This is a genomic window from Pontibacter amylolyticus, from assembly GCF_014638845.1.
Classification (GTDB): Bacteria; Bacteroidota; Bacteroidia; order Cytophagales; family Hymenobacteraceae; genus Pontibacter; species Pontibacter amylolyticus.
Map to the genome: position 1 here is coordinate 298,823 of NZ_BMFP01000003.1, position 24,416 is coordinate 323,238.

The 24,416-nt window shown below is 50.5% G+C and carries 20 protein-coding genes; 11 read left to right on the top strand and 9 right to left on the bottom strand.

Features of this window, described 5'->3' with window-relative positions; all coding sequences use genetic code 11:
- Nucleotides 1–11 precede the first annotated feature (11 nt).
- Nucleotides 12–1,229: a serine hydrolase domain-containing protein gene (locus IEV97_RS09470; protein WP_188501271.1), complete on the top strand. Its 1,218-nt coding sequence runs from the start codon at nt 12–14 to the stop codon at nt 1,227–1,229.
- Here IEV97_RS09470 and IEV97_RS09475 read toward each other — a convergent pair.
- The 7 genes from IEV97_RS09475 to IEV97_RS09500 form a co-directional block, all read right to left on the bottom strand.
- Nucleotides 1,219–1,938: an endonuclease/exonuclease/phosphatase family protein gene (locus IEV97_RS09475; protein WP_188501272.1), complete on the bottom strand. Its 720-nt coding sequence runs from the start codon at nt 1,936–1,938 to the stop codon at nt 1,219–1,221. The two genes, IEV97_RS09470 and IEV97_RS09475, sit on opposite strands and share 11 nt — an antisense overlap.
- Before the next feature lie 37 nt (nt 1,939–1,975).
- Nucleotides 1,976–2,110, bottom strand: coding sequence for a hypothetical protein (locus IEV97_RS20135; RefSeq protein ID WP_262890289.1), 135 nt, complete (start codon nt 2,108–2,110; stop codon nt 1,976–1,978).
- Nucleotides 2,111–2,311: 201 nt separating this feature from the next.
- Nucleotides 2,312–3,835, bottom strand: coding sequence for a calcineurin-like phosphoesterase C-terminal domain-containing protein (locus IEV97_RS09480; RefSeq protein ID WP_188501273.1), 1,524 nt, complete (start codon nt 3,833–3,835; stop codon nt 2,312–2,314).
- Nucleotides 3,836–3,926: 91 nt separating this feature from the next.
- Nucleotides 3,927–5,372 carry a SusD/RagB family nutrient-binding outer membrane lipoprotein gene (locus IEV97_RS09485; protein ID WP_188501274.1) on the bottom strand — a complete coding sequence of 482 codons (1,446 nt, stop codon included), beginning with the start codon at nt 5,370–5,372 and terminating at the stop codon, nt 3,927–3,929.
- A 33-nt stretch (nt 5,373–5,405) separates the two neighbouring features.
- Complete coding sequence (locus IEV97_RS09490) at nt 5,406–8,597, bottom strand: SusC/RagA family TonB-linked outer membrane protein (protein WP_188501275.1); 3,192 nt, start codon at nt 8,595–8,597, stop codon at nt 5,406–5,408.
- A 159-nt stretch (nt 8,598–8,756) separates the two neighbouring features.
- Complete coding sequence (locus IEV97_RS09495) at nt 8,757–9,425, bottom strand: NAD(P)H-binding protein (protein ID WP_188501276.1); 669 nt, start codon at nt 9,423–9,425, stop codon at nt 8,757–8,759.
- A gap of 47 nt (nt 9,426–9,472) precedes the next feature.
- Complete coding sequence (locus IEV97_RS09500; RefSeq protein ID WP_188501277.1) at nt 9,473–10,303, bottom strand: SDR family NAD(P)-dependent oxidoreductase; 831 nt, start codon at nt 10,301–10,303, stop codon at nt 9,473–9,475.
- 571 nt (nt 10,304–10,874) lie between these two features.
- Here IEV97_RS09500 and IEV97_RS09505 point away from each other — a divergent pair.
- The gene (locus IEV97_RS09505) at nt 10,875–11,546 is read left to right on the top strand and encodes an OmpA family protein (protein WP_188501278.1); all 672 of its coding nucleotides are present in this window, start codon (nt 10,875–10,877) and stop codon (nt 11,544–11,546) included.
- A gap of 102 nt (nt 11,547–11,648) precedes the next feature.
- Nucleotides 11,649–12,635 (top strand): DUF2382 domain-containing protein, encoded by a 987-nt coding sequence (locus tag IEV97_RS09510; RefSeq protein ID WP_188501279.1) that lies wholly within the window; start codon nt 11,649–11,651, stop codon nt 12,633–12,635.
- Nucleotides 12,636–12,712: 77 nt separating this feature from the next.
- Here IEV97_RS09510 and IEV97_RS09515 read toward each other — a convergent pair whose 3' ends face one another.
- Nucleotides 12,713–13,390 (bottom strand): hypothetical protein, encoded by a 678-nt coding sequence (locus IEV97_RS09515; protein ID WP_188501280.1) that lies wholly within the window; start codon nt 13,388–13,390, stop codon nt 12,713–12,715.
- A gap of 195 nt (nt 13,391–13,585) precedes the next feature.
- Between IEV97_RS09515 and IEV97_RS09520 the strand changes: the two genes are divergently transcribed.
- From IEV97_RS09520 to IEV97_RS09535, 4 genes are all read left to right on the top strand, one after another.
- Nucleotides 13,586–13,891 (top strand): hypothetical protein, encoded by a 306-nt coding sequence (locus IEV97_RS09520; protein WP_188501281.1) that lies wholly within the window; start codon nt 13,586–13,588, stop codon nt 13,889–13,891.
- A gap of 425 nt (nt 13,892–14,316) precedes the next feature.
- Complete coding sequence (locus IEV97_RS09525) at nt 14,317–15,120, top strand: TspO-related membrane protein (protein ID WP_188501282.1); 804 nt, start codon at nt 14,317–14,319, stop codon at nt 15,118–15,120.
- Nucleotides 15,121–15,640: 520 nt separating this feature from the next.
- On the top strand, nt 15,641–16,450 hold the full coding sequence (locus IEV97_RS09530) for a hypothetical protein (RefSeq protein ID WP_188501283.1): 810 nt from the start codon (nt 15,641–15,643) through the stop codon (nt 16,448–16,450).
- A gap of 159 nt (nt 16,451–16,609) precedes the next feature.
- Nucleotides 16,610–17,467, top strand: a complete 858-nt coding sequence (locus tag IEV97_RS09535; RefSeq protein ID WP_188501284.1) for an agmatine deiminase family protein — start codon at nt 16,610–16,612, stop codon at nt 17,465–17,467.
- Nucleotides 17,468–17,535: 68 nt separating this feature from the next.
- Here the strand turns inward: IEV97_RS09535 and IEV97_RS09540 are convergent, their stop codons facing one another.
- A complete protein-coding gene (locus IEV97_RS09540) occupies nt 17,536–18,048 on the bottom strand; it encodes a RidA family protein (protein WP_188501285.1) in 513 nt (170 codons plus the stop codon).
- A 272-nt stretch (nt 18,049–18,320) separates the two neighbouring features.
- On the opposite strand from IEV97_RS09540, the gene IEV97_RS09545 reads away from it, so the two are divergent.
- From IEV97_RS09545 to IEV97_RS09560, 4 genes are all read left to right on the top strand, one after another.
- Nucleotides 18,321–19,064, top strand: a complete 744-nt coding sequence (locus IEV97_RS09545) for a hypothetical protein (RefSeq protein ID WP_188501286.1) — start codon at nt 18,321–18,323, stop codon at nt 19,062–19,064.
- 65 nt (nt 19,065–19,129) lie between these two features.
- Nucleotides 19,130–20,014: an endonuclease/exonuclease/phosphatase family protein gene (locus IEV97_RS09550; protein ID WP_188501287.1), complete on the top strand. Its 885-nt coding sequence runs from the start codon at nt 19,130–19,132 to the stop codon at nt 20,012–20,014.
- A 109-nt stretch (nt 20,015–20,123) separates the two neighbouring features.
- Complete coding sequence (locus IEV97_RS09555; protein WP_188501288.1) at nt 20,124–21,740, top strand: type I restriction-modification system subunit M; 1,617 nt, start codon at nt 20,124–20,126, stop codon at nt 21,738–21,740.
- Between the two features lie 43 nt (nt 21,741–21,783).
- Nucleotides 21,784–24,411 carry a KAP family P-loop NTPase fold protein gene (locus tag IEV97_RS09560; protein WP_188501289.1) on the top strand — a complete coding sequence of 876 codons (2,628 nt, stop codon included), beginning with the start codon at nt 21,784–21,786 and terminating at the stop codon, nt 24,409–24,411.
- Nucleotides 24,412–24,416 lie beyond the last annotated feature (5 nt).

Sequence of the window (24,416 nt, forward strand, 5' to 3'; positions counted from 1 at the left end):
TAGAAGCAGGCTTGTCCTCTTTCTGGTTCGCATCAGAAAGATCCTCACAACAGACGACTGCCATAGCGTCCACGACGGGCGGTGTGGTATACCGCTCACCCACTGCTTCCCACTTTAGTAGTAACTCCGGAAGTACTGCGGCCCAGCGCAGCATCTATTACAATGTAACTACCCCAGACGGGAGCGTCGTGCAGCGGCAGGCTATTCCGGGATCCGCTTACATGGAGTTTGACGAAACACTCGACGACATCATGCGCCGCTTCGACGTGCCGGGTCTGGCGGTCACCATCACCCGAAACGGGGAGCCGGTTTTTGTCAGAAGCTACGGCTACGCTGACCGGGAAAAAGAAGCGCTTGTGAGCGACCAGAGCCTGTTCCGAATTGCCAGCCTATCCAAGCCCATTACGAGCGTCGGCATTCTGAAGCTGATCCAGGAGGGGAAAATGACACTGGCAGACAAGGTATTTGGAGCGGAGGGCATTCTTGCTGAGGAATTCCCGGAGCCGTTTGCCGACCCGAACATGGCACTCATCACCGTTTACCATTTGCTCACGCATACCTCCGGGCTGACCAACAGCGGTGGCGATCCGATGCTGGCCGGCAATGCCGCCACTGCCCGGGAGATCATAGCAGAGCAACTGCTGAACCGGGTGCTGGAGCATCAGCCGGGCTCCACCAGTGTCTACTCCAACCTGGGGTACAGCATCCTTGGGCGGGTAATCGAAAAAGTGACGGGCAAGCCCTATCCGGATTATATACAGGAAGAGATACTGACCCCGGCGAAGGTTTTCGGAATGCGCATGGCGGGAGACTCCATAGAGCAGCAGGCGCATAACGAGGTGAAATACTACCAGCCCGAATACAATCCCTACTCGTATAACATGGCACGTATGGACGCGCACGGCGGCTGGCTGTCGAGCACGGGCGACCTGATGCGCTTCATGGCCCTGATCGACCGCAACCCGGCCATACCTGATCTGATCGGAGACAACCTGCTACAGGCCACTTATTTAGGAGGCGACACCTGGACGCACTACGGCTCCCTCCCGGGAACCACAGCCGTACTCTCGCGGGTCAACGACGAGTACAGTTTTGTGGTGCTGGCCAACACCCGCTACAACCGCTCCCCTAACCGGATTGCCGACGAGGTAAGCGACGCCCTTAAACAGAAGATCCTGTCCATGGAAAGCTGGCCGACGGAAGCTGAGCAGCTGGCGGCTAACGATTAACCGTACCAGGCAAGAGTTCCAGCACCGCCACCACTGGCCGGTGGTCGGAGGCGTAGCTTTCTGGCACCACATACTGTGACAGAACTTTCAGATTAAAGGCACGCGAAAAAACGATGTAATCGATGATGCGGTCGGGCCTGTCCTGCGGGAAGGTAGGTTCGCAATTAATCTGGCATGTACGCTGAAACGCCTGGTCGAGAGCGGCCATGGCGGGGCTGTCCGGCAGGTCGTTGAGGTCGCCGCCTAGGATAAAAGGCAGTTGCTCAGACCCGGCGATGGCGTTGATGGTCTGCACCTGCTGCAGGCGGTTGGCACCGCTCAGCACGTCGAGGTGGGTGCTGCCAAAGCGGACACGTTGTCCCCCCGGCAGCTGCACGGTGGCCAGTGCCAGCACCCGGTCCTCCGCATTCGGTTCGGCTTCCTCTGGCAAGGGTACTTTCCGAGTATCCGTCAGCGGGTAACGCGACAGGATGGCCACCCCATACTCCCCTCCCCCAAAATCAATGGCCTTCGCAAAGTAAAAGTGCATTCCAAGCAGCTGTGCCAGCGCTTCCGCCTGGTTGGCATTTCCTGAACGCGCTATACCTACATCCACCTCTTGCAAAGCCACCAGATCAACCGACTCCTTTCTGATCACGTTCGCAATCGACTCCAGCTCAACCACGTCCTTCTTACTGGGCGGATTCGCATGGCGGATGTTGTAGCTCATGACGCGCAGTTGTGAGAGGGCAGCTTCCGGTGTAAGGCTAGCTGTGCTTTGACGGGAACTCGGCGCACAGGCTGTCAGCAGGAGGCCACTTAAGAATAGTATACAGGGATAGAGCAAACGCATAGGTATAGGTATAGGTATAGGTATAGGTATAGCTTCGTAAATATAGCAATCTCTTGTTGTCACTGCAGTTCTCTCTCCCCTTCTTTTAGGTATAACCAGGTATAAATCAACACCCGCAGACCTTTGCCTGTGGGAAATAGCCTGCGAAACGTTCGGTTTCCAAACAAATGTGCCAGAACCCCACAGGAGTTCCGGCACATGGTTTCTATACCTGTCCAGGCAAATGACTATACCGGAGCATAAGCTATACCTACCGCACAACGCTTTCCAATTTGGCCACTTTCAGCTTATCCCGGAACACGTTCCCGAATCGATCCGTTGCTTGTACGACAATGGTTGTGGCGTTCGCCGATGGTTTGGCGAAGAACAGGTGGTCGGTCGGCTGCGGTTCTACCCACTTGTGCTTGGCGGGCTTGGCCGCTCCTTCGTGCAGCTCTACCGAGAGCGGGTCCAGGCCGGTTTCGCGGGTCATCTCACCCATTTGCCTGCCATCTTCCAGCCACTCCACTATCCAGCTTGGGTCCCAGTTCCAGACGTTCACGGCCACGTAGTCGGGCCTGGTGGCCACAGCGCCTACCGGGTAGATGCGCAATTGGTGCTCACGCGCCAAACCCGTGGACTTGTAATACCACTGCAGTTCGCTGCCATTCACTTCGTACACGCCATAGCCACTCGGTGTGCCGTCATAGCAGATCGGGCCGGTCCACCAGGCGCCACATACCGTACCGTGCACATGCTCGATGATGTTGTCGCCTTCAAAGATCTTTTCGTTGAAGTGGGTATGACCTGACATGATATGCGCCTTAAAGGGCTGCAGCAAACGGTAAAGCTCCTTTCGGTTCGACACCACACCACCGATGGACGGCTCTTTTTCTTGGTTGCGCTCATGCTGGCGGGTGTAGGCCGGTATATGCAGACTCACCACTACTGTAGTTCCTGGTTTGACAGTAGCCAAATCCTGTTCCAGCCAGGCCAGCTGCCGCTCGGTCAGGTAGCCAATGTATTTTTTGGCCGTGCCGATGAAGAAAACATCATCCAGTACCACATAGTGTATTTCTCCCCGGTTGAAGGAATAGTAGGTCGGGCCGAACAATTCTTTGAACTTCTCAGTCGAGCCTTCGTCGGTGCGGGCGTCCAGGTTCATGTCGTGGTTGCCGATCACCTGGAAAAATGGGATACCTGATATCGCCAGCGCCTCCTGGTAATCGTCAAACAGCTCGAACTTGTCCCACACCAGGTCGCCACAACCGATACCGTGGAAAAGCGTGTTTTGCGGATAGCCGCTCACCAATTGCTTCAGGTCCTGCGCCGACTCTCTTTTCAATTGCTCGGCATCATCTTTTGAAATGATCTGCGGGTCGGCCCAAACCACGAAGTTGTGCTTCGTGTCGTCCTGCGCCAGCTTCTTCAGCTCAAAGTCCGCTTTGAAACGGCCACGCTGCGGCACTATCCTTTTATAAAATCGGGTAATGCTCTTTTCGTTAGTGAACTCGTAGCCGCTCGGTATGGAGATATAAACCAGATCAGCAGTGGCATTACTGAGCAGTTCGTAGCGGCCGGCCGAGTCGGTTGTCACCACGTTGATGCCGTCGGTCACGGCCACGCCGGCGATGCCTTTGCCATTGGCGTATACCTTACCGCTCAGCGTGACGGTGCTCAGATCTTTGCCTTTGGCAGGTATAGCTGGTTTGGCCTGTAATACATTAGGTGCGAAAGTCAGGCCTATACCTGCCAGGCCCAGCGATTTGAGGAAGCTTCTTCTTTTCTGTGACATAGGAAATCAATATAGTAGATTGACGATGTAATTGCTAAAGGAGCCAGCGCCTTTGTTGGCTCTGGCTCCTTTGATTACTGCAGGCAGGACTTTACTTTTCCCACCATACCTTGGTGTTGATGTCATCGCCGCCCATGGACTCGACTGCTTTGCGGTAGTTTTCGAGGTTGTTCGTTTGCAGGGTGGTCGGGTAACGGAAGCGCACCGGCATCACCTGGTTGTTAAGCATATCGGCTCCCTTCGGCAGCTCCGGCATACCGGTGCGGCGGTACTCAAACCACTGCTGGTTGTCGTTGAAGAACAGGGCGTAGTACTTCTGCAGCATGATGCGCTCCAGCGTACCGTCGTAAGCCGCGGCCTCATTCTCAAAATAATTGGCCGGCACAGTGGCGCCCCACTGCGTGATGGCTGCTTTCACCCCGTTTTCATAATGCGTCCTGGCATCGCCTCCGTAAATGCCGCGCTGCGCCAGCTCGGCCTTGATCAGTTCTACCTCCGCATAGGTCATGATCACGGTGGTCATCGGCGCTGTTACCAGGGCAATGTTCAGGTTGGAAGGCAGGAAGTCGAACTGAGAGTCGCTGCCGCCGTAGCCGCTCGGTATACCTTTGTAGCCGATGGTGGCGGTACCGTCTTTGGAGCGTGCCTGTGTGGCAAAGCGTGGCAGGCGCGGATCGTTGAAGGCCACCAGGTTATCGATGAAGAACTTGGAAGCGGCCCGGAACGTGGTGAAGTCGATGGCACGGCCCCAGGGCGATAGGTTTGGCGTCACGCCTGTCACTTTCAGAATGGCGGCTTCCTCGTTCCTGGTAAACACCGGGTACTTGGCCGGGTCGTTGAGCATCTCGTTCATCTTGGCGAAGGAGTTCATCTCACCCCGCTTCGACACACGCAGCAAAAGGCGGAGGCGCAGCGAGTTGGTGAAGCGACGCCAGTTGCCGATGTTATTGTTGTACAACAGGTCGGTGCCGTACACCATCGGCTTGCTCGTGTCATACAGGTTGTTGGCTGCTTCCAGGTCGGCCAGAATTTTGGTGTATACCTGCTGCTGTGTGTTGAACCCCGGGTAGAAGATCCCCTCGTCACCGCGGGCAGCCTCCTCCATCGGCACATCGCCAAAGCTGTCGGTCAGCAGCGAGTATACCCAGGCATTCAGGGTCAGGGCCACGGCCTGGTAGTTCGGGTCGTTGGCCGCCACGGCCGCCGCCTGCATCTCCTTCAAGTTCGTGATCCAGCGGTAGTAGGTGCTCCAGGTGGAGTTGCCGGTGCTTTCGGTGATGTTGTAGCGGTGAATGCCGCCCGAAGCGCTCGGGAACGGAAGCGACACCTGCATCAGGTCGAAGCTAAAACCGTTGCTGCGGGAGGCATTAAAGCTCGCCATTTCGTACACGATCGGGTTCAGGAGCGTTCCGGGGTTGATGCGCTCTACGCGGTTCGGGTCGATGTTGATCTCTTCGAAGTCGTCGGTGCAGGACGATACGCTGATGCAGCTCAGGGCCAGGGCCAGTGCTAAAAACTTTTTCTTTATCGTTGTCATTTTGTGATGCTCTTCTGGTAATGATGGGTAAGACTACAGCTTCAGGGTCAGGTTCATGCCCCAGGTGCGCGGCGTTGGCAGCTGGCCCATCTCCACACCCGGCAGAATGGTAGAGCCGTTCAGGGCGGCTGTCTCCGGATCGAAGATCGGGAACTTGGTGATCATGGCCAGGTCGCGTCCGTAAAGGGCTAGGCTGGCACCCTGCAGCACCTTGGTGCGGCTCAGGAACTGCTTGGGCAGGGTATACTCCAGGCGCACCTCGCGCAGCTTCAGGTATGAGGCGTCGAAGGAGTTGGACTCCACGTTGGCACGACGGTAGTAATCGGCATAGTAATCCGGCAAGCTCACCTGTTTGGTGTTTGGCGAGAAGGTACCGTCGCCATTCTGCACCACGCCATCGCCCACGATAAAGCCATCCTCGCGGCCACGGAGCGTGTGCTCCAATTTGCCCTGCTCGCTCATTTTGTGGTGCGTCTGCGAGTAGATCAGTCCACCGTACTGTCCGTCGAGCAATACATTGAAGCGGAAGTTCTTGTAGGTCACCTCGTTCAGGAAGCCGCCTTTCCAGTCGGCGTAGGCATTGCCAAAGTACTGGATCTCGGTTGGTCGCGCCGGCAGGCCGTTGCTGTTGTAGATGATCTGGCCATCCGGGGCACGCAGGAAACCGAAACCGTAGATATCGCCTGAGGTACCGCCAACTTTGGCAATGATGGAGGCATTACCGCCCACACCAATCACCTGTTGGTCCGTCAGCCCCTCGGCCAGTTCCAGCACCTTGTTGCGGTTTCTGGACCAGGTCACGGTGCTCTTCCACTTCAGGTCGCCCAGGTCAACGGGTGTCGCGTTCAGGGCCAATTCTATACCCTGGTTGCGCACTACGCCACCGTTCAGCACGGCGCGGCTATACCCGGTGGTAGGGTCCAGCGGCACATCCAGTATTTGGTTGCGGGTCAGGTTGCGGTACACGGCCACGTCCATCCCAAAGCGACCTCCGAAGAGCATGAATTCTGTACCTGCTTCGTAGCTGGTCGTGATCTCCGGCTTGAAGTTGTCGTTGTGCAGCGTGGTCGGCACAGTGGCAGAGCCCGGGAATTCGCTTCGGCCGTAGTATTTACTTGTTTTGTAAGGATCGGTATCGTTGCCCACCTGCGCTGCCGATAATCTCAACTTGGCAAAAGAAACCTGACGCGGCAACATGAACAGATCGCTCAGGATAAAGCTGGTGTTGATCGATGGGTAGAAGAAGGAGTTGTTTTGCACCGGCAGCGTGCTCGACCAGTCGTTACGGCCGGTCACGTCCACAAAAATCTTATCGTCATACGAGAAGGAGCTGAAGGCATACACGCTGTGCACGCGCTTGTGGCTGTTGAAGGTCTCCAGCATCGGGTTGTTCACGCCGTTAGTCAGCTTGTACACACCCGGAATGTTGAGCGCGTCCACGTAGCCGTTCACATGGTTGTACTTCCTGTTCATGATGTTGCCACCCACCGAGGCGCGGAAATCAATCCGGTCAGTCAGCTTGTCTCTGAATGTGAAGAGACCGTCAGTGTTCATCTCATAGTTAAAGATGTTCTGCTCTTTGTAGTAGCCGCGCTGGAAGTTGGCCGTGCTGTAGGGACGGCGCTGCTGGCGGTCTTCGCTGCGCATGTCCACACCGGAGCGCAGCATGAACTCGAACTTCGGCGACAGCTCATAAGTAGCCGCAATATTGCCCACCGTGCCATAGTTGCTCATGGCGTTCGTCATTTCATAGGCGATCAGGTAAGGGTTATCAATAAAGGTACTGAAGGGGTGTATCTGAGCGATCTGATCCTGCCCATTCTTCCAGCGAGGCTCGTACCAGGCCAGGTCCACGTTCGGGTTCTGGAAGATCATGAAGTAAGCGATGGACTGGTTATTATACCCGGTGGCCGGTAGGTTGTCACTACTCTTCTGGGTATAGTTCACCTTCGAAGTCAGTCTCAGGCGCTCGGCAATCTTGTAATTCAGGCTCACAGCCGCTGTCACACGCTCAAAGCCTGTGTTCGGCATGATCCACTCATTTTTGGAATGGGTGATCGAGGCGCGTGCGGAACCTTTGTCGTTGCCGCCTTCCAGCGATACACTGTTGGTCAGGGTAGAGCCGGTTTGCCAGAAGCCTTTGATGTTGTCTTTGTAAGGACGCCACAGCTGTCGCTCTGCCGACTGTCCCTCCAGGGTAGGGTCATACTGATAATAATACTGCCCGTCGAATTTGGGACCGAAGGCACTGCTGGTACCTCCAGTGTGGGCACCGTCTCCAGAGGCCCCATAGGAATAATAAAGCTGCCCGTCTTTGTTGAAGGAACGGCCAGTACCCTGTCCGTACTCATACTGGTAATCCGGCCACTTGAGCACATCGTTAAAGCTCAGGTTGGAGTTTACCGTCACTCCCAGCCCTTTCATGCCGCGGGCGCCGGATTTGGTGGTGATGATCAGGGCTCCGTTGGCGGCGCGCGAACCGTAAAGCGCTGCCGCACCCGGGCCTTTCAGCACGGTGATGCTCTCGATGTCGTCCGGGTTGATGTCGGCGATGCCGTTACCGAAGTCGATCGGCACGTCGTTGCCGGAACCGGCACCATAGGCATTGCCCACGCCGGAGCTCGTCATGCCGCTGTTCATCGGCACACCGTCCAGCACGATCAGGGCATTGTTTTTATTCGGGTCCAGGGAGTTGTCGCCCCGCAGCGTGATGCGCATCGAGTTGACAGGGCCTGAGCCCGGCGACACCATGTTCAGACCGGCCACTTTGCCAGACAAGGCGCTGGCGAAGTTGTTGGAACGGGCGTTGGTGATCTCTTCCGCGTTCACCGTAGACACGGCATAGCCCAGTGCCTTCTGCTCACGCTCTATACCTAAGGCGGTAACCACTACCTCGTTTAGTTGGTTTTGATTGGGCTGCAGCTGAAAGTTGAGGGTGCTGCGGTTGCCTACAGAAAGCTCCTGTGCCAGGTACCCGATGAAGGAAACCACCAGCACATCGTCACTGCTGCGGACAGCCAGGTTATAATTGCCGTTACCATCGGTGATGATGCCGTTGGTGGTACCTTTTACGGCCACACTGGCACCCGGCAGACCGGTGCCCTGTTCGTCGGTTACCCTGCCCTGTACAGACAGCGACTGCGCCACGGCTACCTGACAGCAAAGCAGCAGAAGCAGCAATGCGCACAGTTGCCGTTTTAAACGTGTAGAAATTCTTAATAGCATAGCGAAAGATGTTGGTTTATCTGGTCGCAAAGCTATCCCGGGCAGGTTATCTGAATATTAAGGAAAGGATATGTAAAGGTTAAGGAATTGAAGATGGAAAGTATAAAACTTGACTTTACGATAATGTGTAATTTCCGACACTTACCGGGGCTATAACCGTTACCGACTCAAATGCTCCCTTTCAGCCAGCTTGAATATGTCGCCCAGGGTATAGGTGTGCACGCCGGGCTGGGCGGCTATACCTGCATTGATCATGGCCCGGGCCACTACCTTGTCTTCGTAGGGCCTGTACTTGCCGGCTATACCTACTCTGTCTAAAAAGTGCATTACTATGTAGGCCAGTTCTTCGCCGAAGCGCTCCTCTTTGCGGTCGCCGTGGAGCAGGCCCGGCTGGATGATGTTGATGCTCTGGAAACCGAGCTTTTTCACAGCCTCCTCCAGCGTGCCTTTCATGCGGGAGTAGAAGATCATGGAGTCCTTGTTGGCGCCTGACGAGGAAACCAGCACATAGGCCGGAACACCATTCTGAGCAGCGATTTCGGCAAATTTGTACTGGTAAAAGTAGTCGACCTTGTACTGCTGGCTTTGTCCGCCTGCCTGCTTCAGGGTGGTGCCCAGCGAGGAGAAAAACACATCGCCCTTTACCAGTTGCTGCCATGCCTCGGGTTTGTCAAAGTCGATCAGGTGCTCTTCCAGTTTGGGGTTGGCTATACCTAAGGGGCGGCGGCCGAACACGATCACCTTGCTGAAGCGGTCATCGGCCAGTAGCTGCTGTACGAGTTGGGTTCCCACCAGGCCGGTGGCGCCAATAACGAGTGCTGTTTTCATAGTATGTTTTTTGTCTGTTTCTTCTATTGCTATACCTGCATGACGGGCTATTGTTTTCCGGCACCTGTCAGCTGCACCGATGCCTCCCATAATTGGGCGGCCAGATCCGGGCTCACCTGCGGATTTCGACGGCCGGGCCTGCGCTGGTAATAATACTCCCCGTCCTGCCAGTCCTTGCCCGGTTGCGTGCTGATCAGCCAGAGCATGGTATCGGCCCCTTTTTCAGGAGAGATCATCAGGTAACGCCCCAACAAACCCTCATACGCCCACCTGATCAGGCCGCCTCCTTCCCGCGCAAAACCTGTCCCGACCACGCCCGGATGAAAAGAGGCTGCCCATACCCCTTTAAAGCGCCGGCTGATCTCCATGGCGTGCAGGATATTCATGAGCTTGGACGCCCCGTAGGCTGCCATGCTTTTGTAGTTCTTTGCGTTTTCGAGGTCATCGAGCTTAATCCGCCCCACCAGATTGGCCGCGCTGGAGGTGTTGATCACGATCGCCTTGGAAGCCTCCAGTCGCTCCTGCAGCAGCAGCGTGAGCAGAAAGCCTGACAAATGATTGACCTGCAGGGTGGTTTCATGGCCGTCTTCGGTCATGCGGCGGTTTGCCATAATGCCGCCCACGTTGTTGACCAGCACATCGATGCGGGGGTATTTCGCCAGCAGGTCGCGGGCAAAGGAACGCACCTCCGCAAAGCGGGGATAGTCCACCAGGTAATAGTCGCAGCCGATCTCCTCGGCCAGTTTCCGGGTTTCGTCGGAGCGGCCCGTGATCACGACCTGAGCACCCTGAAGGCGCAAGCTTCGGGCCGCCGCTGCGCCGATACCGGAACTGCCGCCTGTGATGATGATGGTTTTGCCGCTAAGGTTTGTTTGCATGCTTCTCTATATGTATAATCAGGAATGCTGCGGTATGAACAGACATTCCTGACCTGTTATTTCCCCGACAGGTATGGAAATTCGGATGCAGACTTATACGGTTGATTTAATATTTGCGCTGATTGCTGGTAGTGTGCCTTTGGCAGAAGGTTGGCATGATAAAATTGTTTCCCCGAGGGGCTGCCTGGATCAGGCAATTGCCATTAACCAGTAACGGGCTCACCGCTCTTCGGGACAAGGATGTCCCCCGCAGAAATACTTCCAGGCATGGATGTCCGAAAGAGCGGTAAAGAGCCTGAGGAGGGTTCTTCGGGAGAGCATTGCGTCCGGGCCGGAAATAGTATTCTGCCAGTCCGGAAGAGCTGTCAGCAGGCAACTTGGATTCCGCGCATACCCGGATACCGGCAGCATTTATAAAACGACATCTTAATTAGACTTTTTTTAGCCAAAAATTTAATATTAATAACTAAGTGTATAGGCAAGTCGTAATCTTTCTATTGCGTCTTAGTTTTTTCAAAGCTGGCGCGATGTTGATCTAAATCTTTTTTAAACAAAATAAAACGACTGAAAAATGGCTGATTTAAACGTTGAACCAAAACAAAACAGACCCTGGTGGATATGGCTGCTGCTGGGTCTCCTGGCACTGCTGGCTATCATATTCTTGCTTCGTGGATGTGACGATGACAACGATGTGGACCGTGACATGGACAGAGATACTACGACCGCCACAACCGCTGGAGCTACCACGGGCGGTACGACCGGCGCCATGGACACAGACCGACGCACGGCGACTGACGATGACTGGAATGACATCGACCGCAATGCGCCTGTCGCCACTTACCAGGAGATCACGGACAGGGATGTGACTGTGCGCGGCAATAATGACTATGCCATCTACAGCCTCGACGAGACGATCCTGTTCGATACGGATTCGAAGGAGATCCGCTCCGGGGCTGCACCTAAGCTAAAGCAGGTGGCGCAGTCGCTGAAACAACGCTACGACGACGGGCAGATTCGCATTTACGGCTACACCGATTCCAGGGCCAGCAAAAGTTACAATAAGGAACTGGCCGAAGAACGCGCAGAGGCCGTGCGTAACTGGCTGACAAAAAACGGCGATATCAGTGCTGCCCGCATTACGGTGCATGCGGTAGGTGAAGCCGACCCGGCTGCCACCAACCAGACTGCCGAGGGGCGAAAGCAGAACAGACGCGTGGAGATCGTGGCACGACGCACAAACTAGACTTCGGCTACACCACACAAAAGCGGCTTATACGTGTGTCATTAACATGCGTATACCTAAGTAGCACAAAGCCAACTTATTAATTATTAACTTATTACGACGATGAACACAAACGAAAATTATAATGATAGAAACCGCCTGCAGGAGTTGGGCGGAAGTGATTTCCAGATAGCAGAAGGAGAGCCTAACATCAAAGGCTGGACTGTGAAAGACCCGCAGGGCAACACCATCGGCGAAGTGGAAGAGCTCTTGTTTGATCCACAGAGCCGCAAGGTGCGCTACATTGTGCTGGACCTTGAAGGCAACTTCCTTGATCTGGAGCCACGCCATGTGCTCATCCCTATCGGGGTAGCCGAGCTGCAGGATGCAGACGACGATGTGATCATCCCCAATATCACAGCGGACCAACTGAACGCACTGCCCGTGTACGAAAAAGGCAGCCTGACACGCGAAACTGAAACGACTGTGCGCAATGTATTCGGAACAATGGGAGCCGCCGGTGCCGCCGCTGGCGCTGCTGTGGCAGGCCGTGATACGGATGATTTCTACAACGACCCTGCCTACGACGAAGACCGTTTCTACCGCAACAGACCCAACACCTCTAATGTAAAGGATGATGATCAGACGATTCCGATCATCAAAGAGGATCTGGAAGTCGGTAAGCGGGAAGTAGAAACCGGGGCCACCAACATCCGGACCCGCATTGTGGAGCGTCCCGTGGAAGAGCACATCAAACTACGCGAAGAGCATGTGGACGTGGAGCGCAGACCGGTTAATCGACCTGCAACAGAAGCAGACATGGCCAATGCCCAGGAAGGTGAGATCAACCTGACGGAGCGTGCCGAAGAGGCCGTGGTGAACAAAGAAGCCCGTGTAGTGGAAGAGATCAACCTGCACAAAGAGGTAACCGAGCGCGACGAGACCATCCGCGACACAGTTCGAAGCACGGAGGTGGACATTGACAAACTGGACCCGAATGACCCGCGCAGAACGAGCACAGACCCGAACGATCCACGCCGTCCTATTGATCCGAACGATCCAAACAGCCCGCGCCGACCAAACGATCCGAATGATCCCCGCAGGCCATAACTTAGAAAGAAAAATCCCCTCTGCTGTAACAGAGGGGATTTTTTATGCGAGGTAAATTGCTTTCTAAAACCTGCTGATTACAAGCGGCTCAGGTCGCCCTCCAGCTGGAGCAGGATGTTGTGGAGCGACTGCTCCCCCATGCGCCCGGCTTCCAGTTCAAACTGGTCCAGGTATAGCCAGGTAAATTTCTTCGACGACTTCCAGAGATTGCGCAAAGGCTCCTGCGTGTTCTTGAGCTGTTCCTCCCCACTGGCAACCACGGCACCGTTTTCAAGCAGCTGGTAGCTCAGCACCAGGTCGGTTGGGCGCGGCGTGATGGATTCCTCACCCGATGTAATGTGCGCAAAGATCAGGAAAATGACATTGCCCTTGCTCACGTACATGAACTGGCCGGGCGTCTGCCGGATATCGACCACCAGCTGTCTGCCAGCCAGCCTGTCCTGCAGGTTGAGCTTGTCTGCCGCCTGGTACATGCCGCGGCTTACGGCGGCGGCTGCCATACCCGCATCAAGCTCGCAGGAGATGGTCGAGTTCCAGCCCCAGTACACCAGCGCAGGTATAAACGAGCGCTCCAGCTGTTTGAACTGATTGCCAGTTTGTCCGGCGGCGGGTGCCTTCACCACCAGCGCGTCGTGCTGTGGTGCCGCTACCTGCTCCGTCGGCACACGTTGCTCCACAAACGAAGCGTATTTCTTCGTGCCCATACAGCTCGTCAGGCCCAGGACTGCCACCAGCAGCCAGCTAAAATTTTTCATAAAAATGGTTTTTGAGGTATAACCGCCGCCTGCAGGCCAGGTCTGTTTCATCTCAAACCAGGGCATAGCCAGCAAATAGCTGACAAATATAATATTTTCATTCTTACACCAAAGCAGGCCTGTACAACTGCTGTTATTTTTATTACCTTAGGCATCATTTCAGATCAGCAACCCCATACCCCCTCAACTTAACTTATGGCACAAGTATCGATCAAGGACTTCGACTGGAACCGCGACTATTACGCTTATGTGTGCATCGGCGGCTACGAATGCTACAGCGGGCGCTTCCGTGCCTGGAAACTCTACAGCCTCACCAGCGACGCCGTGAAAACCCTCAGCCAGCGACAGGAAGAAGTGCGCGCGCTTTTCGAGACACAGGAAGAGCTCGAAGCCTATATCAAAGCGCTGCACGAGCAACCGGCACCGGACACCGAAGCGATCAAGCTGAACAAGATCGGCAAGGAAGGGGGCGACCAGCTGATCATCAGCTCGATTTTGTAAGCTATACCTGCCTGCAAGCTATACCTTGCGTGAACGAGGTATACCTTAAGGGGAAGACAATCCCTTACCCTGTCTAGGGCCATTAAGTTCTGCCGAGGACTATCCCCTTGAGGGGATTATAGGGGTGTTCATTCGAGGCTGAGCTACTAATAGTTTATCAATTGGGAATTCACTCACAGCAGTAGACACCCCTCTGCGCTCCCCTCAAGGGGAGAATCCCTAGAATGAAACGGCCATACCTACCCTGTCATTTCGACGATAGGAGAAAGCTGGATTTGATCATCGACTGCAATAGCATGCCTGTGCAAATGGCGCAAGCTAACCATAGGTATAGCCACCTGATCTCCGAACATTTCAGGTGGCGATTGGTTAAGTATTTTTCTTTTGCGTAGATAGAATTTTCCCGAAATAACGCGCTCCGGAATATGAAAAATATCAAGACACTTGCCATCCTGAACACCGTGTTTTTCCTGCTCCACCTGGTGCCTTCGCAACTCACGCTGCTGGAGCTTTTCAATAGCCAGACCATCGGCGAAGTCTCGGCCAAGTACCCGGCCCTCTTCACACCGGCAGGCATTACTTTTTCCATCTGGGGGATTATCTACCTGGCGCTTTCGGCTTTCTGCATTTACCATCTCGTCAAAGCGTTTAAGGAGCCCGCCCTGCATGAGGCCAACGCGGACCTGAAGCGGCTCGGCTTTCTTTTTATGCTCAACAACCTGGCCACCGGCGCCTGGACCATCGCCTGGGTAAACGAGCGGCTGCTGCTCTCGGTGGTGCTGATCCTGGTGCAACTGATTACGCTGCTGCTGATCCACCTGCGACTGGGAATATTTGACAGGAGCCGCCCGGCTGCTTCGATCTGGTTTACGCAGGTGCCGCTGAGCCTGTACTTTGGCTGGATCATCATCGCCACGGTCGCCAATATCAGCGCTGCGTTGGTTGGTTTAGGTTGGGATGGTTTTGGTCTGAGCGAGGGACTCTGGACAATGATAATGATCGTGGCGGCCACCCTGATCGTGGTATATGTAGTCTTTAGCCGGACGAACCCTGTGGTGGGGCTGGTTGGTGTCTGGGCGCTCTACGGCATCATTCTCAAACACCGTGAACTCAATGTAGCGGAAAGCCCGCAGATCATCACAACGGCCTGGATCTGTTTTGCAGTAGTGGGAATGGTGGTGTTGCTGGTGTTTTTCAGGTATGGGAAAGTAGTGCAGGAACAGGTATAGCCAGGCTATACCTGACAGACGGGGCAGCTACTTCAACAACCGCCAGGCAGCTGAATTGATGCATCATCACGTACACATATAACAAAAACGAAAAGCTTCTTTAATCGATCACCAGCTCAATGATGATATAAGCGACTGAGCCAACCAATAGCAGCGCAAGTACAGTATTCGGAGTCATAGGCCATTCTGATTATTAGTGAAACATAGAACCAAATCAGTTCATCTACTATAGTTAACTAGCTTGTTTACAGAAAGTTTCGCCTAACAACATGTCATTTCCGAAACGACCCCACTTTGTCATTTCGACGATAGGAGAAATCTGAATTCCTATACCTGCTGCATATGACCTGCTCCTTCCCTCTCAAATAATTAAAATAAGCTATCTTTCCTTCCTGGCCTTCTAATCTTTCCATACCTTGAGCCTCTGAATCCGGGCAAACGGGCGGCTGCCCTGGCTGAAAAATTAGAAACCACTGGCAACAGGAGCTGCCGTATTGCATACCTGGATACCGACAAAAAGATGAAACTATTCCTTTGCTTTTCCTTGCTGCTGTTTACGTTCTCATGCACCGTGCATCGGCAAATGAAGCTCCCAGCCCGTCCGGCCGCTGCTTTGTCGGGTTCAGCCTTCTACCAGCAAGCGGCCGCCTATACCTGGCAGCAGCGCGATTCGCTGGCCGTGCGGGAAATCCTCAGTGGCAATGTGCCGGACTTCCTTCAAAAATTTGTGGCTATACCTGTCACCGCTACAAACGCTGAGGGTAAAACCATAGAGGCTACTTTTTATGCCAGTCCGGACTACGTGAGCATCGGCAGCAAACAGGACTGGGCCCGTATCCCCCTCACCCCAATGGCCGCGCAGCAACTGGCCGACAGCCTGGGTTGTTTTCTGCCTACCCGCAAAATGGTGGACGCTATTTACAAGCAAGCCGCCATTAAACTCGAGCCTCTCCCTCTCTACGCCCTCCGGGACAGCACCCCTACCTTCTACCACCATCACCTCATGATCGAAGGGCAGCGCCAGGGGCGCAAAGGACTGATTGCCGGCATCAAAAAGGATATCGTGATCAGCAGCAAAGTGAACCGCGACCCGCGTCCCGACCGCGTCGCCATCTACGGCTGGCACCGCACAGACGGCAAAGCCATACAGCCGCTCTATACCGGGCACATCAACTGGTATGTAGACTATAGCCACGGCATCCGACTTATTCACCGGAAGCTAAAGGTTAACGGCAAGTGGATGGATTATACGCAGGTGCTGCAAGACCCCGAACTTCGGCAGTTGCTTTGCGATGAGGAGGTGTGTGATTTTACTGCTTATCCTTACTGAATATTATTTTACGCATGATTCGTCAATTACCGGCCACAATGCGTGCGGGCCTCTGGGAACCAATTACGAGAAACCTAGCTGCTGTTGGACTAGCCATTAATATTTTAAACTGAAAATAATCTTTCACCCTGTCATTTCGACGAAAGGAGAAATCTGGATATGATAACCGACCGCGACACCAATTTCGTTTACTTCAGCAGCCTGATCAAAGAGCGGCCCGCGCTGAAAAGCTTTTGGCTGAATCTGGAGAAGAAGCTTAAAGGGGCAGGTATACCCTATGGCTTTATTGAGAACACAAACGACATCTGGTGCCGCGACTACATGCCCGTGCAGATTTCACCGAAAGCTTTTGTGCAGTTCAATTACTATCCCTCCTACTGCGACACTGTGAAGTACCGGCCTACGATTACAGATCCTTCACATGTACAATTAAGCCATCCATTAACAGGCACAACAGTGCAACATCAGCTGCTGCTGGATGGCGGTAATGTCGTGAGATCAAATAATGCGGTCGTGTTGACAGAACGAATCTTTAAAGTAAACAATAGCCTCGAAAAAGAGGATGTGCTCGCACAGCTGAAGCAGGCATTGCAGGTGGAGCAGCTATACCTGATCCCTTCCCAGCCTGGTGACTTTACCGGCCACTCAGATGGCATGGTGCGGTTCGTGGATGACAATACTTTGCTGGTTGCCAATTATAGTGGAGAGCTGGATTATTGGAAAAACAGGTATAGGAATATGCTGAAAAAGACTGGACTGCACTTGGTAGAATTCCCAGCTGCACCTGCGGAAGAGAAAAACGAAAATGGAGATTACCCTGCCACCGGCTGCTACATCAATTTCGCTCAGATTGGCAATGTGATTTTGTTTCCACAGTTCGCCATACCTCAAGACAAGGAGGCATTGAAGGAGGCGGAGCGCATCTTCAAGGATTGTCAGGTGATACCTGTGCCGAGCGGTGAATTAGCTAAGGATGGTGGGGTATTAAACTGTGCGACTTGGAATGTGAAGGTCTGACAAACAGCCAACATGATCAGCAGAAACTAGTATCATTACCCTGTGCCCACTGCGGGTAAAGGCTGCTATTACTCTACTTCCACGATCATCTCTACTTCCACTGCCATGTTAAACGGAAGCGCATTGGTGCCTACCGAAGTCCGCGTATGTTTGCCCATGTCTCCAAAAACTGCGAGCATCACATCGGAATACCCGTTGATCACTTTCGATTGGTCGTAAAAGGTCGCGGCCGAATTCACATACCCATTCACTTTCACGATACGCTTTACCCGCTTCAGGTCACCCAGCTCTTTTTTCAGTACCGCCAGTTGCAGCAGGGCAATTAACTTTGCCGCCTCATACCCCTCCTCCACAGTCAGGTCCTGTCCCAACTTGCCCTTTATGTACTCGCCGTTGCTGGTACGTGGGCCTTTGCCCGATAGGTAAATCAGGTTTCCAACTTTTACAGCGTCTACAAAACTGCCACCGGCGGCCGGCACTTGCGGCAGCTGGATGTTTAATTGCGCTAACTTTTCTTCCGGAGACTGCGCAAAAGCCACGAACGTGGTAAAGAACATCAGGATCAGTAGGAGTGTTTTCATAGCTGGAGGATTGGTTATTTATAGCAATCAGATCAGTGCTCTGTCATCGGACGAGGTTTCACCTTTAAAGGTTGAGTCTTAAGATCGTCTTATTTGCTGACCATCATTTGAAAGGAAATTGTTCATTCATATTCATAAGCTACCTAAACGTAATGGTATTTTTATGATTTTAGAGACAATGCCCAATTTTTTTAATCTGAAAATATAATAATAAACTCAACCTTTTGTCATATATAGGAGTTAGCTAATAAACTCATCCACCTATATTCAAAATGGCTAAATTAAGAGAATCAACAATACAAGCAAGAGCGATCGCTGAACTCGAATCTTTTTATCAAAGCAGAGAAAATAATAACAATATCCAATCGCGTAAGGAAGCACGAACAGTCAAGAAATCGGGAGGCAAACGGGCTGACGGGTTATTATGCTTCCATAAAAAAGAGAGTCAGTATTATACTGTATCCATAGAAGCTAAATCCCATAGGACACTTGGTGCATTGAAGTCTAGTATAAGTGATGATCACATTGGAATGCATGGTATTTTGGCTGCTGTAACAGTTGCTGCAATGAGTGCGCTATACCTCAGTTTATTCACTGAAATGGCCTGGTACTTTGTCATGCTAATTACTGTTCTCATCCTACCTGTTACCTATCTACTTACTTTTGCGATGTTAGATTGGCTGGACTTTGACAAGCATAAATTCAATGGAGTTGTAGAGCAGCTTAGACAGTATCCTGCTAACGAACAGTGGATCGCTTACTCAAAATACACCGAGAACTTATTGGCTTCAACTCCATCAATATTCAGGAAAGACCACATTCAAATATTAAAAAGCAATTGCATGGCAAATGGTTTTGGTCTGCTTTTAATCGGCCATCAGAAGAATGAAATAATCATGGAGCCTAGTCCTAAGAAGGGTGACTATTTGCAGTATTACTGTTGCGCACAGGAAATGCGATCCGCGTTGAATGTCACTATTATCCCAGATAAAACCTATTCTGAATTATTGCCTTAACCTGAAGCTAAGAAGGTTAATATTCAAGGTAGTTATAAGAGACTATCGATCATCTATGACAAGGTATGCAGCGTTTAAAAATAATTAACTGGAATGTGCGCAAAGCGAAGAGCAACAGTACTGCATGGGATATTATCATGCAGGCCGATGCAGATGTCGTTACCCTACAGGAAGTCGCCGGTATTCCCGATTTTGTGAAGGATCGGTACAAGGTTCATCAGAAACAAACAGTCTCTAAGTCAGGAATTGAACAGAAATTTGCGACTGCTATTCTCGCCAAAGGAGATATATCAGATGACTTATACCTGCAATCTGATTTTGAGTGGGTTAATAAAGAATTAACCCACTTCAGCGGTAACCTTTTAGCATGTCAAGTTAAGATGGAGGGCTTCGCTCCTATTCATGTCGTCTCAGTTTACAGTCCTGCCTGGCCGATACCTGTCACCAGATTGGAAGGAATAGACATAGCGCCTATTAAACTCAAGCAAAATCCTGGTCAAGACATTTGGTGTAGCGAGATACTATGGTCAGCGCTATGTACTATACCTGATCTTGCAAACGAGTACTGGCTCGTGGCTGGGGACTTCAACTCTTCTACTACTTTCGACCTTAAGAGACCGCGAGGAAATCAGGAAATTATTGATCGGATGAACGCGCTGGGATTAACCGAATGCCTTTTTAGCTATACCAAAAAGTTAACCCCAACTTTCAAAAATGCTTGCGGTGGCAAAGTAATACACCAGTTGGATCACATGTATGTATCCGATATGCTCCATAAGGCACTAATCAGCACTTACATTGGGGATGCAGAACACATTTTTGGTAATTCAATCAGCGACCACGTACCTATCATCTCAGAATTCAATTTCAAAACACCAGGACATTCCCTTGCCTGCGATTTCGATCAAATGGATAGATCTGAAAGCGTAAGGATATATTTGGAAAAATAACATCAGTTATAGTCCTTTGCAAACATTTAAAATAAACTATATTTTCCTCCTAACACAATACATTATTCCCTATCTTGAGACTTTGTTTCAACACCGAGTACACCCTTACATGGCCAATAAGAATACCCCTGCCGCTAAAGCAAAGGCGGATATAGATTTTGAAAACGAACTCTGGAATGCCGCCAACGAACTGCGCGGCGCTGTAGCTGAGAACCAGTACAAAGACTACGTGCTTTCGCTGCTGTTCCTGAAGCACCTCTCCGAGCGATTTGAGATACGCAAACAGGAGCTGCAGCTTTCCTTCTTCGATCCGCAGAGCGACTATTATAACATAGAAGCACACGAGCAGACTGAGGTACTGGAAGACGAGCTGGAGTACCAGGTGAAGAACGTGTACCGCCTGCCCCGCGAGGCTACCTGGGCCTACCTGCGCGAGAACGCCGAGCAGGACGACATCAAGGTGAAGGTGGACCAGGCTTTTGTGCTGATCGACGAAATCCTGAGCAAGCGCAACCCCGACTACAAAGGCGTACTGGAGCCGATCTTCGTGAAAAGCCAGCTCTCCCCTACTCAGGTAGCCGGGCTCATCAACCTATTCTCCAAAGAGAAGTTCTCCGAGATCAACAACCCCGAGTCCGACATCTACGGCCGCGTGTATGAATACTACATTGGCAAGTTTGCCATGGCAGAAGGTTCCGGTGCAGGGCAGTTCTTCACACCAGGCTCGGTGGTGCGTTTGCTCGTGGAAATGCTGGAGCCGCTCAAGGGCCGCATCATGGACCTGGCCTGCGGCTCGGGTGGTATGTTTGTGCAGAGCCTGAAGTTTCTGCAGGCGCATGGCGGCGACAAAAACGACATTTCCATTTACGGGCAGGAGCGCTACGAAGGCACGCTGCGCCTCTGCAAAATGAACCTGCTACTGCGCAACCTCTCCTTCGACGTGAAGCTGGGCGACTCGCTGCTGCAGGACCGCTTCCCCGACCTGAAGGCCGACTACGCCCTCATGAACCCGCCGTTCAACATCAGTAACTGGCACCCCGAACTGCTGCCCGACAACGACCCGCGCCTCTTCGGGGCCAAAGATACCTTTACCACTCCCGGCAACGCCAACTATATGTGGTTCCAGACGCTATGGCACCACCTCTCGGAGCGCGGTACGGCAGGTGTGGTGATGGCCAACGGCGCCATGACCACCGGAAGTGCCGGCGAAAAGAACGTGCGCGAGCACATGATACAGCAAGGCATGGTAGACTGCATTGTGCAGATGCCCGACAAGCTGTTCCTGACCACCGGCATACCGGCCTGTATCTTTATTCTGAGCAAGAACCGCGACGGCCGCGACGGCGAGCACCGCGAGCGCAAAAACGAGATACTCTTTATTGATGCCCGCAAACTGGGCTCCATGGCCAGCCGCCGCCTGCGCGTGTTCGAAGATGCCGACGTGGCCCGCATTGCCGACACCTACCATACCTGGCGCAACATCGGCGGCAGCTATACCGACACTGAAGGCTTCAGCAAGGCCGCTACTTTAGCCGAGGTGGCTGCCAACAACTACGTGCTCTCGCCGGGCCGCTACGTGGGCTCCGAAGCCGAAGAAGACGACGGCGTTCCGTTTGAAGAGAAGATGAAGCTGCTGACCACCGAATTGGCCGCTCAGTTTGAAGAAAGCGCTTTGCTGGAGAAGCGGATTCGGGAGAATCTGGAGGGGATTGGGTTTGGGTTGTAAGATTTTACATATTACTTATTAGTTGTTGCCACCGATTTAATCTATGGATTCTGAGATAAGAATAAAATTTCTAGAATATATAACTACCAAGAAAACTTTAATTGTACTACTCTCACTAGTGCTGTTGATTGTATTTTGGGATTCTGCTTGGGATAAGTTTGATGAAGTTATAGTTATACCAGCATTAAGCAAAGTAGAACCTAGTTGGATACTTGATTGGCTACATATAGTTATAGTGTACTTCACTATAATACTGACAGCTTATGCTTTTGTAAAGGATAAAAAAGTATCTACAGAAATCTTCTTAATATCTGCTCTTTCACTATTCATCTACACTTACTGGAGATTTGTTAGTGATAAATATAATTTTGTATCACTAAATTTTATACCTTTTCATAAACACTCTGATCTTATTTACCTCTTAGCAGTATGTATTTCTTCGCTGAAATTAAAGGATCTGCTTGACCCACCTAAAGAACCTATCTATTATAAAAATCCATTTTTAGTTGATAAACCAATTATTCATCCAGAAAAGGATCTCTTTGGCCGAGAAAAATTTGCTAGAGAGATTTCAAATAAAATACAATCAAGGTTATATGTAGATGATGCTGGTGCTTTAGCTATCGGAATAAACGGAGTATGGGGTTCTGGTAAAACTTCATTCAATAACTTAGTTCGTTCATACATAAATCACAATAATCGAATTGTTATTGATTTTAATCCATGGAGTAGCACAAGTTCCTCAAAAATAATTGAAGACTTCTTTGAAAATTTAGTTTCTGAAATGGCCAAATATGATCCTAAACTCTCAAAAAATATATATGACTACTCTAAAACCCTTACTTCTATTGACGAAAATGCTATCACTAAAGGTTTAAATTCTCTTTCGGATTTCCTATTTAATGGATCAAGCAGAAGCTATGATGAAGTCAATACAGCTATCGGAAATTTAAAAAAGCAAATACTAGTCTTCATTGATGACTTAGATAGATTAGATAAAAAAGAAATAATAGAGGTATTAAGATTAATAAGAAATACTGCAAATTTTAATAATGTAGTTTACATAGTTTCATACGACAAAGAATATGTTGAAGAAGCTATACACGATTTCAATCCTTATAACTACAAATCCTTCTTAGAAAAAATCTTTCAATTTGAATTTACTCTTCCTAAGTATGAAAAAGCAATCCTAAGGAGGGAGCTTAAAGGGTTTTTAAATGATAAGATGGAAAGTAAGTACCATACAATCATAGAGAATGCCATTGAAGCAAGAAGTCCATCTGGTAGAAGCTTTACAAATGAAATAGTTCGCACGAAAAGGGATGTAATACGACTTGCGAACTCTATTCTCTTTGAATTTTCTTTAGTTCAAGATGAGGTACATTTTGTAGATTTATATTTGCTACAATTACTGAAATTAAAATATCAGAACATATACGAAAGCTTATATGAATACCAGAATGTCTTCTTTATCGCAGAGACGAGACAATCTAAAACGTACCTTCGCCTCAGGAAAGAAAGTGAAAAAGATTTAGATGATAGCTTTAGGGATGTAATGAGACTCATAAACGAAGCTGACATACTTGATTCCCCAAGTCCAAAACCTAAGGACGAGCAAAAGATTAAAGACTTCATAATCCTACATAATTTCATAGAAGCTACTGTTAAAAACTCATTCGATAAAAATATCATTAAAGAGTTAATTGATGAGCTATTAAACGAGAAGAATTTTAATGAAGCAATTAGTAATCTTGAACAATACAAGTCATTCGCTTACCCAGGTAATTTCCATAAATATTTTTCATTTCAACTTTTAGCAACAGATTTACCTTCTAAGGAATTCGAAGAAGCCAGAAGAGGGCCCTACGAACTTTATAAGCATAGAATTTTTGCGTGGATAGAGGAAGGAAAACTTTCAGAAATCCTCGACCGACTAGATAAAATAAATGATTTTACAACTTTAATTGAATTTGAGAACCATCTCAAAATTTCAATTGATATTGGGAAACATAGAAAGAACAAGGGAGAGAGTTCCTATGGGCTTAATTACTGGCAAATTGTTAGGACATTAAAATATCCAATTGTAAAGATTGGTCCATTTAAAATTTTTGAAAATAAAGAAAAGTATCGAGAATACATTCATCGCTTTTTTTCCGAGGCTCCAAGTCCATACTTCTTTGAAAGTAATGTTATAGTTGCACTTATGTCTCATTTAAAAGATTTTGTACTAACTAATGAAGAACTCACTGACATAAACCTAAATTATTTCAAAAAGTACTGTAAAGAAAATAAAGCAATAACTAGCGACTTTAGAGAACTTTATCACAGTTGCGTAAAGCTAACAGACAATTCAAGTAAAGAATATGAGATCGTCCCTGAGGCAGTTTCTTTATTTAAAAGTCACTTTAGATCTTATTTAACAAGTTGTGAACTAAGTGGATTTATTTCACACACTTCTCCTATGAGTAATTACTTTCAACTACATTTAAATTGGGTAAAAGAAATCTTTAATTCAGTTGATGAATTTGAAAACTACATAGAAACAGCGAACAATTTAAATAAGGACGAGTGCTATAGTGAGTTTTTAGATTTTTTTGAGAAGTCTAAAGACAATCTGTTCAATGGCATTGAGTACGAATTTAAGAGCTTGAATCCATCAAGATATAGATAGGCGGC